14 protein-coding genes are annotated in these 14,013 nt (G+C 73.7%); 3 read left to right on the top strand and 11 right to left on the bottom strand.

Features of this window, described 5'->3' with window-relative positions; all coding sequences use genetic code 11:
• Positions 1-25: 25 nt before the first annotated feature.
• The 6 genes from DEJ13_RS14205 to DEJ13_RS14180 all read right to left on the bottom strand — a co-directional run bounded on the left by DEJ13_RS14205 (position 26) and on the right by DEJ13_RS14180 (position 7,806).
• A complete protein-coding gene (locus DEJ13_RS14205) occupies positions 26-1,294 on the bottom strand; it encodes a glycosyltransferase (RefSeq protein WP_111105899.1) in 1,269 nt (422 codons plus the stop codon).
• A gap of 234 nt (positions 1,295-1,528) precedes the next feature.
• Complete coding sequence (locus DEJ13_RS14200; RefSeq protein ID WP_111105838.1) at positions 1,529-3,019, bottom strand: sensor histidine kinase; 1,491 nt, start codon at positions 3,017-3,019, stop codon at positions 1,529-1,531.
• Positions 3,016-3,735, bottom strand: a complete 720-nt coding sequence (locus tag DEJ13_RS14195) for a response regulator transcription factor (protein ID WP_111105837.1) — start codon at positions 3,733-3,735, stop codon at positions 3,016-3,018. The genes DEJ13_RS14200 and DEJ13_RS14195 overlap by 4 nt, the downstream gene beginning before the upstream one ends.
• Before the next feature lie 10 nt (positions 3,736-3,745).
• Positions 3,746-5,917 (bottom strand): ArnT family glycosyltransferase, encoded by a 2,172-nt coding sequence (locus DEJ13_RS14190; RefSeq protein WP_111105836.1) that lies wholly within the window; start codon positions 5,915-5,917, stop codon positions 3,746-3,748.
• Between the two features lie 180 nt (positions 5,918-6,097).
• Entirely contained in the window at positions 6,098-6,910 is an 813-nt protein-coding gene (locus DEJ13_RS14185; RefSeq protein ID WP_111105898.1) for a fructosamine kinase family protein, read from the bottom strand.
• Positions 6,911-6,957: 47 nt separating this feature from the next.
• Positions 6,958-7,806, bottom strand: coding sequence for a LysR family transcriptional regulator (locus tag DEJ13_RS14180; protein ID WP_111105835.1), 849 nt, complete (start codon positions 7,804-7,806; stop codon positions 6,958-6,960).
• A gap of 70 nt (positions 7,807-7,876) precedes the next feature.
• Here DEJ13_RS14180 and DEJ13_RS14175 point away from each other — a divergent pair, with 70 nt between their 5' ends.
• Complete coding sequence (locus tag DEJ13_RS14175; protein WP_111105834.1) at positions 7,877-8,833, top strand: DMT family transporter; 957 nt, start codon at positions 7,877-7,879, stop codon at positions 8,831-8,833.
• Here the strand turns inward: DEJ13_RS14175 and DEJ13_RS14170 are convergent.
• The 4 genes from DEJ13_RS14170 to DEJ13_RS14155 all read right to left on the bottom strand — a co-directional run bounded on the left by DEJ13_RS14170 (position 8,811) and on the right by DEJ13_RS14155 (position 11,457).
• On the bottom strand, positions 8,811-9,635 hold the full coding sequence (locus DEJ13_RS14170; protein WP_111105833.1) for a zeta toxin family protein: 825 nt from the start codon (positions 9,633-9,635) through the stop codon (positions 8,811-8,813). The two genes, DEJ13_RS14175 and DEJ13_RS14170, sit on opposite strands and share 23 nt — an antisense overlap.
• Positions 9,632-10,180, bottom strand: a complete 549-nt coding sequence (locus DEJ13_RS14165; protein ID WP_111105832.1) for a hypothetical protein — start codon at positions 10,178-10,180, stop codon at positions 9,632-9,634. Before DEJ13_RS14165 ends, DEJ13_RS14170 begins: the two co-directional genes overlap by 4 nt.
• A gap of 46 nt (positions 10,181-10,226) precedes the next feature.
• On the bottom strand, positions 10,227-10,844 hold the full coding sequence (locus tag DEJ13_RS14160) for an NUDIX hydrolase (protein WP_502868701.1): 618 nt from the start codon (positions 10,842-10,844) through the stop codon (positions 10,227-10,229).
• A gap of 166 nt (positions 10,845-11,010) precedes the next feature.
• On the bottom strand, positions 11,011-11,457 hold the full coding sequence (locus DEJ13_RS14155; protein ID WP_111105831.1) for a MarR family winged helix-turn-helix transcriptional regulator: 447 nt from the start codon (positions 11,455-11,457) through the stop codon (positions 11,011-11,013).
• Between the two features lie 62 nt (positions 11,458-11,519).
• Between DEJ13_RS14155 and DEJ13_RS14150 the strand changes: the two genes are divergently transcribed.
• Both DEJ13_RS14150 and DEJ13_RS14145 read left to right on the top strand, forming a co-directional pair.
• Entirely contained in the window at positions 11,520-11,888 is a 369-nt protein-coding gene (locus tag DEJ13_RS14150) for a VOC family protein (RefSeq protein WP_111105830.1), read from the top strand.
• Positions 11,889-11,975: 87 nt separating this feature from the next.
• Entirely contained in the window at positions 11,976-12,830 is an 855-nt protein-coding gene (locus DEJ13_RS14145; protein ID WP_111105829.1) for a UbiA family prenyltransferase, read from the top strand.
• Between the two features lie 19 nt (positions 12,831-12,849).
• Here the strand turns inward: DEJ13_RS14145 and DEJ13_RS14140 are convergent, their stop codons facing one another.
• Entirely contained in the window at positions 12,850-14,013 is a 1,164-nt protein-coding gene (locus DEJ13_RS14140; protein ID WP_181436928.1) for an FAD-dependent monooxygenase, read from the bottom strand.

Raw genomic sequence — 14,013 nt, 5'->3', positions numbered from 1 at the left:
GCTCACGCGCACGTGCCCGACCTGGTCACCGGGCTGCGTCGTCGTGCACGGGCAGCACCTCCGTCGTCGCCGCCGAGGTGGCCGGGGTCGTGCCGGGGCGGATGAGTTCGGGGCGGCGTCGGGCCCGGAACACCCAGGCCTTGAACAGCACGAAGCGCACCAGCGTCGCGAACAGGTTCGCACCCGTCAGGACGGCGATCTCCGCCCCGTGGGACGCGTCCGGCGTCGTCGCGTGCAGGACGACGAGGGCTCCCGAGGTGATGGCCCAGGCGATCCCGAACACGACCAGCCCCTGCACCTGGTGTCGTCCAGCGCCAGCACGACCACGCATGCCGAAGGTGAAGCGTCGGTTGAGGGCCGTGTTGCCGACCGCCGTCACGAGCAGCGCGAGGAAGTCAGCCGTCTGCGCGCCGAGGACGGGGCGGAGGAGCGCGTAGAGCAGCGCGAACGCGATGGTCGACACGACGCCGATCGCGCCGAACCGCAGGACCTGCCCGAGGATCCCGACGTGCGGGGTCGCGAACGGCCGCCGTCCGATCGACTCGTAGACCGGTGCGATCGGGATCCGCCCGGTGGCGAGCCCGCGCGAGACCCGCCACATCCCCTTGAGGTCCTCGGTCGCGGTCGAGGCGATGTGCACCGACGAGTCCACGTCGTCCACCCAGTCCACCGGCACCTCGTGGATGCGCAGCCCCGCGTGCTCGGCGAGGACGAGCAGCTCGGTGTCGAAGAACCACGCGTCGTCCTCGCAGAGCGGCAGCAGGTGCTCCGCCGCCGCGCTGGTCACGGCCTTGAAGCCGCACTGGGCGTCGCTGAACGACACCCCCATCGTGCTCCGGAGCAGCAGGTTGTACGAGCGGGAGATGAACTCGCGCTTCCCGCCGCGGACGACCCGGGAGGACCCGGCCAGACGGGAGCCGATCGCGACGTCGGAGTGACCCGAGAGCAGCGGGGCGACGAGGGGGTCGAGCGCGGCGAGGTCCGTGGACAGGTCTTCGTCGAGGTACACCAGCACGCGGGCAGGGGATGCGCTCCACACCGCCTTCAGCGCGCGTCCGCGACCCTTCTCCGGCAGGTGCACGGCGTGGACCCCGTCGAGCATCGCGGCGAGGTCGTCGGCGATGCTCGCGGTGTCGTCGGTCGAGGCGTTGTCGGCGATGGTGATGCGCCACGTGTGCTGCAGCGAGGTGCGGCAGAAGTCGTGCAGGCGTCGGACATGCGCGGCCAGGGTGTCCTGCTCGTCGTGGCAGGGGACGACGATGTCGATGTCGAGGGGCTGGTTCGTCTCCGTCATGCTGCTCAGGTTCGGCAGCGCGGCGATGGGGACCGGAGCACCCTCCTGTGGCCACGGTAAGAACCGGTGCCCGACGCCGAGCGACGGGACGCGACCCGTCCGCGCATGCGGGCTCGACGGGGCCCCGACCACGCACCGCGGCGTCTGCAGACGAGGGCCTGCCGGACGGGAGGCCCGGTGCGGGCCCGCCGCGGGCCTCCCGTCCCGCGGTCCACGGGACCGGTGCCGCCCGCGCTACGCGGGGAGGGTCACCGTGAACGCGGTGCGGCCCGGCTCGGACGCCACCCGCACGGAACCGCCGTGGGACTCGACCACCGCGCGCACGATCGCCAGCCCGAGCCCGCTCGTCCCGGACTCGCGGGAGCGCGAGGCCTCGCCACGGGTGAACCGGTCGAACAGCGTGGGCAGCGCGTCCTCGGGGATGGTCGGGCCGTCGTTCGTCACCACGAGCCGGATCCCGTCAGCGGCCCGCTGCAGCGAGACGACCACGGCGGTGCCAGCGGGGGTGTGCGTCCGCGCGTTGGCGAGCAGGTTCGTGACCGCGCGTCGGAGCTGCACGTCGTCGCCGGGGACCACGATCGGCTCGTCGTCGACCTGCAGCTCCCACCGGTGGTCCGGAGCGGTCGCACGAGCGTCCATCGTCGCCTCGACGACCACCGAGGTCAGGTCGACCGGGTCCGCAGCGGCGGGCGCCCGCCCCGCGGCGAGCGCTGCCGAGTCCAGCCGGGCGAGCAGCAGCAGTTCCTCCACAAGGGCGCCCATCCGGAGGGCCTCGTGCCCGATGCGGTCGACGTTGCGGTGGATGGCGTCGACGTCGGTGGTGCTCGACGACAGCTCGGCGTAGGCGCGCACGGTGGCGATCGGCGTCCGGAGCTCGTGCGATGCGTCCGCGACGAAGCTGCGCATGCCGGCCTCGGCGTCGCGACGGACGGTGAGCGCGCGACCGACGTGCCCGAGCAGCCGGTTCAATGCGGTGCCGACGGCGCCGACCTCCCGGTTCGCGACCAGGTCCAGTGGCGCGACCCGGACGGCGATGTCGGTGTCGCCCCGCTCGAGGTCGAGCGAGGTGACGCTCGACGCCACAGCGGCGACGTGCTCGAGCGGGCGCAACGAGCGGCGCACGAGCATCGCCCCCGCCCAGACCGCCACGAGCAGCCCGACCAGGGTCACGCTGCCGATCACCACGACGAGCCGCACGATCGAGGCGCGTTGGTCGTCGAGGGGCAGTGCCGTCACGAAGACGTCGCCGTCCGAGCCGACGGCTTCGGCCCGGTAGGTCCCGAGCGACCCGAGCGACACCGTCACGGGGTGGCCGTCCGTGGCGACGGTCGCAAGGGTCCGCTCCTGCGCGGCGCTCAGCCCGTGCTGCTGTCCCTTCGCGTCCGTGTACCCGGCGAGCACGGTGCTGCTCCCGCGGAAGATCGCCACGACGGTGTCGGCCGACTGCCCCGGGGCACCGATGAAGGCGTTCCCCGGATCTGGGCGGTCCGAGGACGACCCGGACCCGGACCCGGGCGGCGGCTGTCCGTCGCCGGGCCCGAGCGTCCGGCTCGTGGCAGTCGCCAGCTCCGCGTCGAGCCGCCCGACCAGGTACCCCCGGTAGGCCACCACGGTGACGACGCCCACCACGACGTTCGTCAGCACGAGCAGCAGCGCCACCGCGCCGACGATCCGCCACCGCAGCGACGGCACCCGCGACCGGGCCGACGAGCCGAACCGACTCACGACACCGGCCGCAGCACGTACCCGGCGCCGCGTACGGTCTGCACCAGGGGAGACCGTCCGGCGTCGATCTTCCGGCGCAGGTACGACACGTACATGTCCACCAGGTTGGACGACGACCCGAAGTCCATGCCCCAGACGTTCGCCAGCAGGTGCTCCCGCGACAGCACGCGGTTCGCGTTCCGCGCCAGGTGGCGCAGCAGCTCGAACTCGGTCGGGGTCAGCTCGATCGCCTCGCCGCCCCGGGTCACGGTCCGGGAGTCTTCGTCGAGCACCAGGTCGCCGACGGTGATCCCCACGGGGGCGGTCGCCGCCACGCGGGCCGAGGTCCGGGCCAGGATCCGCGCCCGGACCAGCAGCTCGGCGACCCCGAACGGCTTGGTCAGGTAGTCGTCGCCGCCGCGGGTCAGGCCGGCCAACCGGTCCTCGGACGAGTCCCGGGCGGTCAGGAACAGCACGCGGACGTCGTCCCGCGCGTCCCGCAGCCGCTCGAGCACCTGGAAGCCGTCGATGTCCGGCAGCATCACGTCGAGCACGATGACGTCGGGCTGGAACTCCCGGGCCGCGAACTGCACGTCCCGACCGCGGTGCACAGCACGCACCGACCAGCCGTCCGCCTCGAACGCCTGGCGGGCGGCGTCGGCGAGCGCGTGCTCGTCGTCGACGACGAGAGCACGGACGGGCGAGCCGTCGGTGCGCTGGAGCGGCTGGTCGGACATCGCGCCGAGCCTACTTCGGAGAGGTCAGGTCGTAGACGGTCTGGCCTCCGACGGTCGTCGAGGAGTAGTTCGCTGCCACCCACTCCGTGATCGCGGACGCCGTGGAGGATCCACCACGCATGCCGCCGCCGGTGCCCGAGGCGATGTAGTACGCGATCCTGCCCTCGGCAACGTAGGCCTTGAACTCGGCCAGCGTCGGGGTCGGGTCGCTCGACCAGCCACCGATCGCCATCACCGGGGTGTTGCTGTCGAGTTCCAGCTGCGCGGCGGACTGCGAGCCGTCCACCGCCGCGGCCCACGTCGTGTCGGTCTGCGCGAGCAGCTTGGTCAGCGCGGTCGAGGTCGTCGCGCTGCCACCGCCCATGCCGCCACCGTCGGTCGCCTGGTCGCCACCGCCGGACGGGAGGCCCGTCCCCGACTCCGTCCCGGAGGTCCCGGTACCGGGTGCCTCGCCGTCGGTGCCATCCGGCACCGCACCGGAGGTCCCGCTGGGCGGGGTCCCGCCTTCCGGCGGTGTGCCGCCGGGACCCTGCTGGGTGCCGTTGTCAGAGCCGTCGCTCTCGGTGCCGGAGGCCGACCCGCCGGGGCCACCCGAGCCTCCCGGCATGCCGCCGCCGCCCATCCCGCCACCGGAGGATCCCGACGGACCGACGCTCGGGATCGAACCGGAGTGCGCCACCGTGGTGGTGGCGAACGCGTAGGCGGTGGTGCCGGTGAGCCCGAACAGGGTGCCGGCGAGCACACCGACGGTCACGAGCTTGCGGAGCGACGGGACGCTCCCCATGACGATCGCGACGGCCGACAGCAGGCCGCCGGCGAGGATCACCCATCGCAGCCACGGCAGCCACGTCGGGTCCTCGTTGAGCAGGCACCAGCCCCAGAAGGCCGTGCTGCCGACCATCGCGGCCAGACCGAGGCGACCGGTCATCCGGGTGCGGGCCCGCCAGAGCAGGGCGCCGCCGGTGCCGACCAGGCCCGCGATCGCCGGGACGAGAGCGACCGTGTAGTACGGGTGGATCGTGCCGGACATGTACGAGAACACCAGCCCGGTGACCAGCAGCCAACCGCCCCACAGCACCAGACCCGCGCGTGCCGGATCGGCGAGGTGGCGACGTCCGACGACGACCAGGCCGAGCACGAGTGCGATCAGCGCGGCGGGCAGCAGCCATGAGATCTCCAGGCCCATCTCGGACGAGAACAGGCGGTCGAGCCCGGTCGACCCGCCGAAGGACGAGCCTGCCGTGCCGGTCGCACCGCCGCCCCCGCCGCCGTTCCCCGAGCCGCCGAAGATCCGGCCCAGGCCGTTGTAGCCGAACACCAGGTCGAGCACGGTGTTGTTCGTGGAGCCGCCGATGTACGGGCGGGCGTCGGCGGGCCACAGCCACACCGCGACGACCCACCACCCCGCCGCGACGACGAGCGACCCGGCGGCGACCAGCAGTCCGACGATGCGCTTCGGCACGGCGGTGCGGGCGGCGACCAGGTACACCAGGCCGAACGCGGGCAGGACGAGCAGTCCCTGCAGCATCTTCGTCAGGAACGCGAACCCGAGGGCGACACCGGCGAGCGCGATCCACCGCCAGCTGCCGCGGGGGAGTGCCCGCACGGTGCAGTACGCCCCGGCGGTCATCAGCAGCACGAGCAGTGCGTCCGGGTTGTCGAACCGGAACATCAGCGCCGCCGCCGGGGTCGCTGCGACGACGAACCCGGCAAGCAGCGCCCCGACGTTCGCGGTCGTCGACCCGAGCCGGGCCAGGGTGCGCCGGACGGTGCCCCACACCAGCGCGACCGACCCGACGGCCATCAGCGCCTGGGGGAGCAACAGGCTGGTGCTCGAGAAGCCGAACAGCCGGGCGGAGAGCACCATCACCCACAGCGACGCGGGGGGCTTGTCCACCGTGATGAAGTTCGACGAGTCGAGCGAGCCGAAGAAGAACGCCTCCCACGACTTCGTGCCGGCCTGCACGGCGGCGGCGTAGAAGCTGTTCGCGTACCCGGACATGCTGAGGTCCCAGCAGTACACGACGGCGGTGACGACGAGCAGCAGCCAGAACGCCGGGCGGAGCCAGCGGGCATCGGTGCGCTCGCCGAGGAAGAGCCGGGGGACGGCTCGGCGACGCGTGGGCGCTCCCGGGTGCGCACGGTCGCGACGGTCGGTCACGGGGATCGGGTACGTGGTCATGGCAGTGAGCCTCCGGGGCGTTCCCCGAACGGGCCCATGTGCCACCTGTGGCCCGCCTAAGGAGCTGCGCCAGAGTGCTCGCGTTCGCCGCCCGACCCGTGTCGTGCGACCTTGGCCGGACGGTGCGCGGTTGTTTCCTCGCACCGGGCGATCAACCTCGCACCGAGGCGCAACCCACCGTCAGGCGTACCGGCGGGCGACCCGGAGCGCGGCATCGGTGTACGAGCCGCCGAACAGCACCACGTGCAGCAGCAGCGGCGCCAGCTGGTGCAGCTCGACGCGCTCCTGCCACCCCGCCGCCAGCCGGGACTCGGCGTCGTACGCCGCCAGCACGGTCTCGAGCCGGGGCAGCCCGAACAGCGCCAGCAGCGCCAGGTCCGTCTCGGCGTGCCCGCCGTGCGGCGTCGCGTCGATGAGCACGGCCCCGGTCGGCTCGGCGTGGTCCCGCGGCCACAGGACGTTCCCGGCCCAGAGGTCGCCGTGCAGCCGCGCGGGGCCGTCCCCGACGAGCGCGGGCTGCGGGGAGCCGAGGGTGCTGTCCTCGAGTCGGTCGCACACCCGCTCGAACACCGCCGCCTCGGAGCCGTCGTACCCGCCGGCGTCGACGATGCGCTGCACGAAGTCCCGGATCCGGTACTCGGCGAAGAACTCGCCCCAGGTCGCGGGTGCCTCGGACGCGGGCACGAACGGCGTGCGGGAGCGGCCCATCCGCATCGGCCCGTTCGCCGGGTACCCGGGCGACGGCACGCCCCAGTGCGCTGCCCCGGCGGCGTGGGTGTGCGCGAGCGACCGGCCGAACCGTTCCGCCTGGGCCGCCGTCGGTGCGGTGTCGGAGACGAACTCGAGCTCGAGGACCGTCGGCCGCGGTCGACCGAGCACCCGGGCGATGCGGGTGCCGCCGGCGTCCTCGGCCTCGGCGAGCCACTCCAGGCCGGCAGCCTCGGCAGCGGCCTCGTTCGGGTCGGTGAAGGTCTTGACGTAGGTCTCGGGCATCACCCCATCCAACCCGGACGATGCCCGGAGCGAGCCGACGCCGCCGTTCAGACCGCGGCGACCAGCGCCCTCGTCAGCGGGGACCACGGCCGCGAGGACGGCCCGCTCAACACCAGCGTGCGCTCGAGCCGGGGGAGCGTCGGGACCATCACCAGGTCGTCCGGCAGCATCACCCGCCCGAGCGTCGGCACGATCGACACCCCCTCGCCCCGCTGGATCATCCCGAACATCGTGCTCATCTCGCGCACGCGGTGGGCGTAGCGGAACGGCTGCCCGGCGATCTCGTGCATCCGCTGGATCTGGTACTCGCAGCCCCCACCGCCCGCGACCAGGCCGTCCTCGTGCAGGTCGTCGAGCGTCAGGGCAGCCGAGTCGGCGAGCGGGTGGTCGCGGCGCACCACGGCGGCCATCTCGTCCGTCGCGACGACGACGCCGCCGTCCGGAATCACGGTCGGGTCGACGAGCACGGCGGCGTCCACCGTGCCGGCCTCGAGCCACTCGGGCATCTCGTCGTCGTCGCCCTCGTAGACCTGCACGTCGACGTCGGGCAGCGTCACGGCCCACAGTGCGCGGAGCCGCGGCAGCAGCCCCTGGCAGACCGTGGGGACGGCGGCCAGACGCACGGTGCCGCGCGCCGTGCCGGGCCGCACCACGGCCTCCAGGGCGTCGACCGGGGCGATCGCGCTGCGGGCGTGACCGAGCAGCCGCTCCCCGAGCGGGGTGGGGACCGCGGCCGTGCCGCGCAGCAGGACCGGTCCGCCGAGCTCGCGCTCCAGCCCGGCGACGGCGTGCGACACGGCCGACTGGCCGACGCCGAGCGCGCGTGCCGCGGCGGTGAACGAGCCGCTGTCGACGGTGGTGACGAGGGCGCGGAGCTGGGCGATCGTGATCGGCATGTGGACTCCTCATGGGGTCATGAACCCGATGCGTTTGCCTCATGAGCCCGGGTGGCTCGACACTAGCGGCATGAACGGCATCCTGTTCGTCCTCGTGGCGCTGACCTGGGGATCGAGCTTCCTCTTCATGAAGGTCGGTCTCGAGGGACTGTCCCCGCAGCAGGTCGCCCTCGGACGCGTGCTGCTCGGGGCGCTGACGCTGCTCGTGATCCTGCTCGCGACCCGCCGTCGGTGGCCGCGGTCGAAGGCGCTCTGGGGCCACCTGCTCGTCCTCGCGGTGTTCCTGAACGCGGTGCCGTCGTCGCTCGTCGCATGGGCGGAGCAGACCGTGCCGAGTGGTCTGGCGAGCATCTACAACGCGACGACGCCGATCATGGTGCTGCTCGCGATGCCGCTGCTGCTGCCGGCGGAGCGGTTGCGCGGACGGCAGCTCGTCGGTGTCCTGACCGGGATCGTCGGGGTGCTCGTGCTGGTCGGGCCGTGGGACCTGATCGGCGACCCCGCGGTGCTGGCCACGGTCCCCGCCCAGGTCGCGCTGCTCGGCATGACCGCCTGCTACGGGTTCGGACTGGCCTACATGCGCCGGTTCGTCGCGGGCAGCGGCCACGACGCCGTCACGCTCACCACCGTCCAGCTGACGCTGGCCGCCGGGCTGATGCTGATGGTCGCGCCCGTCACGGCGACCGCGCCGATGCAGCTGGACTGGAGGATCGTGGCCGCCATGCTGGGACTCGGTTGCGTCGGCACCGGGCTGGCCTACATGTGGAACACGGGGCTCGTGCAGGCCTGGGGCGCGGCTCGTGCGTCCACCGTCACCTACCTGACGCCCGTGGTCGGGGTGGTGCTCGGCGTCCTGGTGCTGGGGGAGCGGGTGCGCTGGAACGAGCCGGTGGGTGGCGTGGTGATCCTGGTCGGGATCGCGCTGGCGTCGGGGCTGCTGCGACGGCGGACGACCGCCGCGGGCCCCGTGGTCGATGCGGCAGCCGCTGCTCCGACGGCCGCGGTCAGCCGATCCGCTCGACCCTGACGTCCCACCCCAGGTCGGCGGCCCGCCGCTCGAGCTCGGACACGTTCGAGCGGCAGAGTGACTGTCCGGTGCCGGGGTAGTACCGACGGATGGCCGCGGCGGGGACGAAGCGGCCACCCAGCGGGTCGTCGGTCTGCCGCACCTGCCACCACCGCGCGGTCGCCTGCTCGAGCGCGGCGTCGAACGGCACCTCGACGTCCACGATCCGCAGCCGGTCGTACCCGGCGTCGTCGAGCTCGGACAGCAGGTCGTCCAGGTAGTCGACGCTCGACAGGGTGCCGTGCACGACGACGTTCTCGCCGTCGCGCAGGGACCGGCGTCGCAGGGTGTCCGCGACCGCGGTGGACTCGGCGTGCACGAACGCCGCGAGCTCGCGCGGGCGCACCGGAGCGCCGTCCACCAGGACACGGGCGGTCCAGGCGTCGAGCAGCCCGTCGGCCGTGGCCCGTTCGAGCAGGGCGTCCTTGAAGTCGTCCGCGTCGATGTGCCGGTAGTCGTCGAGCTCGGGCATCCGGGTCAGGGCTGTCGTCTTGCCCGCTCCCGGAGGGCCCGCGGTGACGACGACGGCGAGCGTGCCGTCGTCCGACGGTGTGGGTGTCCGGGCGGTGTGCTCGGCGAGCAGCGCCTCGTGCAGCCGCAGCCGTTCGGCCGTGTACAGGAAGCCGTCCGGGGCGTAGCGCAGGCGGGTGCTGCCCGCGGGGTCCTCGGTCCAGGGGTCGTCGAGACACGCCGACTGCAGGAACGCGGCGAGGTCGGCTGCCGTGCGGTCGCGGAGGGCTCGGTCGCCCGGTTCGTCACTCACCGTCCGTGGACCCGGCCGAGACGACCGGCGATGGCCTTGCGGACGGTCTCGTACTCACCCTCGCTGATCAGCCCGTCCTGGAACGCGGCGGCGAGCTCCTTCGCGGTGCCGGTCTGCGCGGCCGCGCTGTCGTAGCCGGAGTCGCGTGCGGGGATGCGGTGCGTCATGGCCATCGTCGAGAGCTCCCGCACCATGGTGTCGGAGTCGATCAGGCCGGCCTGGCGCTGGGAGATGACCTCGCGCGGCGAGGGGCGCGAGGCTGTCAGGCCCCGTCGGGTGAGGCGGCGCGACACGTCCGGCTGCGAGATGCCGGCGAGCCGGGCGATGTCGCGCGGGGCGACCCCGAGGTCGGCGAGCTCGAAGATGCCGCGCCGCAGCTCCATCTCGGCCAGGTGCTGCTGCTCGCGGCTGTGCAGCACGCTCAGCACCGCCCGACGGACCGCGGCGGCGTTGCCGTCCATGCGCGACGTCAGCGCGTCGACCACGCTCTCGACGTCGTGTCGTGTCCGACGCCCGGCTCCGCGTCGGGGATCGAGGTTCGTCATGCTGACTCCGTTCCCGCTGACGCCGATCGTACCGCTGCCCGAGGGCTCACTCCGGCAGCGGGACCTCGTGCTCCCGGTCCCACGGCTCCTCCCACCCCAGGCGGGTGAACAGGGCGTCGAGGAGCGACGCCGTGAAGCCCCAGACCACGTGCTGCCCGCTGGCGGTGTCGACCGTGAAGGCGGGTCCGCGCCACTCGCGGCCGTCCTGGCGCAGCACCGTGACGCCGCGGTGCGCAGGGTCGAGCAGGTCGGCGACGGGTGCCCGGAAGACCGCGGCGGACTCGGCCTCGTCGACGACGCGCACGGGGCTCGGGCGCCGCCACCAGCCGAGCACCGGCGTGACGAGGTGCCGCGAGAACGCCAACGGGACCGCCGGCATCGCGCCGAGCACCTCGACGCCCGCCGGGTCGAGCCCGGTCTCCTCGTGCGCTTCACGGAGCGCGGCGGCCGTGGTGTCGGCGTCGCCCGGGTCGACCCGTCCGCCGGGGAACGCGACCTGGCCGGGATGTGCCCTGAGCGTCGTCGCGCGGGCGAGCAGCAGCACGTCGAGGTCGCGCGCGACCGTGTGGTGGTCCGTGTGGCGGTGGCTCGGGACGTCGTCGAGGACGCCGAAGAGCATGAGCACCGCCGCCCGGCGTGGGGACACGGCTTCCGGTGCGGTCACCAGCGGCCCTGCTCCGTCTCGGACCAGGGCGGCGAGTTCGTCCCGTGCCCTCTGGGTTCCGTCAGTCACTGACACGTTCCCCAGTCTCCACGACGTCCGGTGTCGTCGCGCCCGGATTCCGCGGCCACACAGCGCTGCCCGGATGTCGCCGGCCGGCACAGCTCACTCAGCTGCCGCGCAGCGCCCGGACCATGCTGCGGAGCGCCCGGGTCGCCACGACCTGCTCGTCGGCCTCCATGCCGTCGAGCATCCGCAGTTCCACGCCGCGCACCGCCGCGGTCGCCGCGGCCAGGTCTCGCCGGCCCTGCGCCGTGAGCTCGGTCGGCAGCGCCTTGCCGACCGGTGCCCGCGTCGCCCGCGAGACCACGCCGTCCCGCTCGAGCGTCTGCAGCAGCACGTTCATCGACTGCCGGGTGACGAAGGCGCCGCGCGCGAGCTCCGAGTTGGACAGGCCCGGCCGCTGCGCGAGCAGCTCCAGGCACGAGTAGTGCGTGACCGTCATGCCGAGCGGCCGGAGTGCGGCCTCCATCGCGGTACGCAACGCACTCGAGGCCTCCTTCAGCAGGTACCCCATCGACGTCTCGAGGTCGATCGCATCGTCGCCTTGACTCATGTCAGTAGTCTGACATACAGTCCTCTGTGTCAGACAACTGACACAGATTGAAGGAGCATCCCATGCCGGTCACCGGTCCCGACTTCGTCTCGCTGCAGGTCACCGACCTCGACGCGTCACAGGCGTTCTACGAGCAGTACCTCGGTCTCGTCCGCTCGCCGGCCGGGCCGCCCCACGCGGTCGTCTTCACGACGACGCCGATCGCATTCGCCCTGCGCGACGTCGTCGCGGGCACCGACATCGCCGGCACGCCGCAGCCGGGCATCGGCACCGCGGTCTGGCTGCACGCCACCGGGGTGCAGGAGATCCACGACGCCCTGGTCGCCGGCGGGCACACGGTCGTCGCCGACCCGATCGACGGTCCCTTCGGCCGGACGTTCACCTTCGCCGACCCGGACGGCTACCACGTCACGCTGCACGACCGCGCCTGACCACCGTCGTCCGCAGCCCGTCGGTCGACCGCAGCCCGCAGCCCGCAGCCTGTCCGCAGACGCGCGGCCGGTCCGTAGGCTCTGGGCATGTCGTCCCCGGTGCGCCTGCTCCTCGCCTCGTCGCACCCCGGCCCGACCGTCACGGTCACCGTCCTGGCCGCCGTGATCGCCGCCGCGGTCGGGCACCCGGTGGGGCTCGTCGTCCTGGTCGCACTGACCGTGGTCGCCGGGCAGCTGTCGATCGGACTGGCGAACGACTGGATCGACGCCGACCGCGACCGGGCCGTCGGGCGGTCGGACAAGCCCGTCGCACAGGGCCTGGTGTCGAAGCGTGCCGTCCGGAACGCCGCGTTCGGCACCGCTGCCGTCGCGGTCGTCCTGTCGCTGTTCCTCGGGCCGGTGGCCGCGTTCGCGCACCTGGTGCTCGTCGCCGCCGGATGGGCCTACGACGCCGGCCTGAAGCGCTCCGTGTGGTCGGTGGCGCCGTTCGTCGTCGCCTTCGGGCTGCTGCCGGTGGTCGCGGTGTCCGCCGGACCCCAGGCGCAGCTGCCCGCCGTCTGGGCGATCGCGACCGGCGCGGTGTTCGGCGTCGCGATCCACTGCACGAACGTCCTGCCGGACCTGGTCGACGACGCCGCCACGGGTGTCCGGGGCTTCCCGCACCGGCTCGGGCTCCACGCCGCCGGGGTCGTCGCGTTCGGCGCGCTGGTCGTCGCCGCGGGCCTGGTGCTGTTCGGCCAGCTCACCGGGGACGACCCGGTCAGCGGCCCCGGCGTCGTCCTGGCGGTGGTCGGGACGGTCGCCGTGGTCGTGCTCGCCGCCGTCGGGATCCGCCTGGTCCTGACCGGCCCGCCGACCCGCACGCTGTTCCGGCTGGTCATCGCGTCGTCGCTGGTCCTCGTCGTCGAGCTCGGTCTGGCCGGAGCCCGCCTGGTGGCGTAGTCCGGACGGTTGCGTCGGGCTAGGACCAGCGCATGGCGTAGGTGCGCGCGAGCAGCGCGGCGGACGGGAGGCCCAACAGCGTCCGCAGCACCACCTCGCGTCCCAGCACCGCCGGCCCCACGGCCCGCCCACCGAGTGCCATGTTCGCCTCGGCCTGGCGTGCCGCCCGACGTGCGACGGCCTGGCGACGTGCCGCGTAGGCGGGCCACGGCCCGGCCGAGCCGGTGCGCACGCCCTCGGCCAGCAGGGGCGCGAGCTCGGCGGCGTCGAGCCAGCCGAGGTTCATGCCCTGCCCGCCGATGGGGCTGATCTCGTGCGCGGCGTCCCCGATCAGGACGACCCGCCCGACGCCGACCCGCACGGCCTCGCGGCGGCGGACCCGGAAGCCGCTCAGCATCGAGTTCGACGCCGGGTCCACGGCGGCCCCGGTCCGTCGGCGCACGGTCTCGGCCAGCCGCTCGGCATCGACCTCGTCGTGCTCGGGTGCACCACGGCCGACCAGCGTGACGTAGCGGCGTCGTCCGTCGGGCAGCGGGAACGCCTCGACGACGCCGTCCGGTCCCACGTCGACCAGGGCGTCGGAGCGCGCGGCGAGCGGTTCGGGGTCGGCGAAGTCGCCCATCACGTAGCGGTCCGGGTACTCGCGGCCGGTCGTGGCGATGCCGAGCAGGTCCCGCACGGTGCTGCGGGCGCCGTCAGCCCCGACCACGAACGACGCCCGCAGCTCGATCGCGCCGCCGTCGGGGCCGATGCCGACCGCCTCGACGTGGTCCCGGTGCCGTCGCAGTGCGGTGACGGTGGTGCCGGGGCGCAGGGCCCCGGGCGCGGCGGACTCGAGCCGCTCGCGCAGGATCCGCTCGGTGCGGTGCTGGTCGAGCGTGACGACGTACGGATGGGTGTCGGAGACGCCGTCGAACGACAGCGTGCCGAGGGTCCGGCCGCGGCTGCGCGCCACACCACGGCGCACGAGCGTGGCCTCGGCGAGCACCGGCACGGCGGCGTCGACCGCGGCGAACGCGTCGAGCGAGGGCGGGTGGATGCCGATCGCGCGGGACCCGGACGGGACGGTGTCACGCCGTTCCCACACCTGGACGTCGACGCCCGCGTGCGCCAGCAGCGCGCCGAGGAACACCCCGACGGGTCCGCCGCCGACGACCAGGACTCCGGTCCGCGCAAGGGTCAC

It is taken from the genome of Curtobacterium sp. MCLR17_007, assembly GCF_003234655.2.
GTDB lineage: Bacteria > Actinomycetota > Actinomycetes > Actinomycetales > Microbacteriaceae > Curtobacterium.
This window is presented reverse-complemented; position numbering and strand designations above follow the sequence as displayed.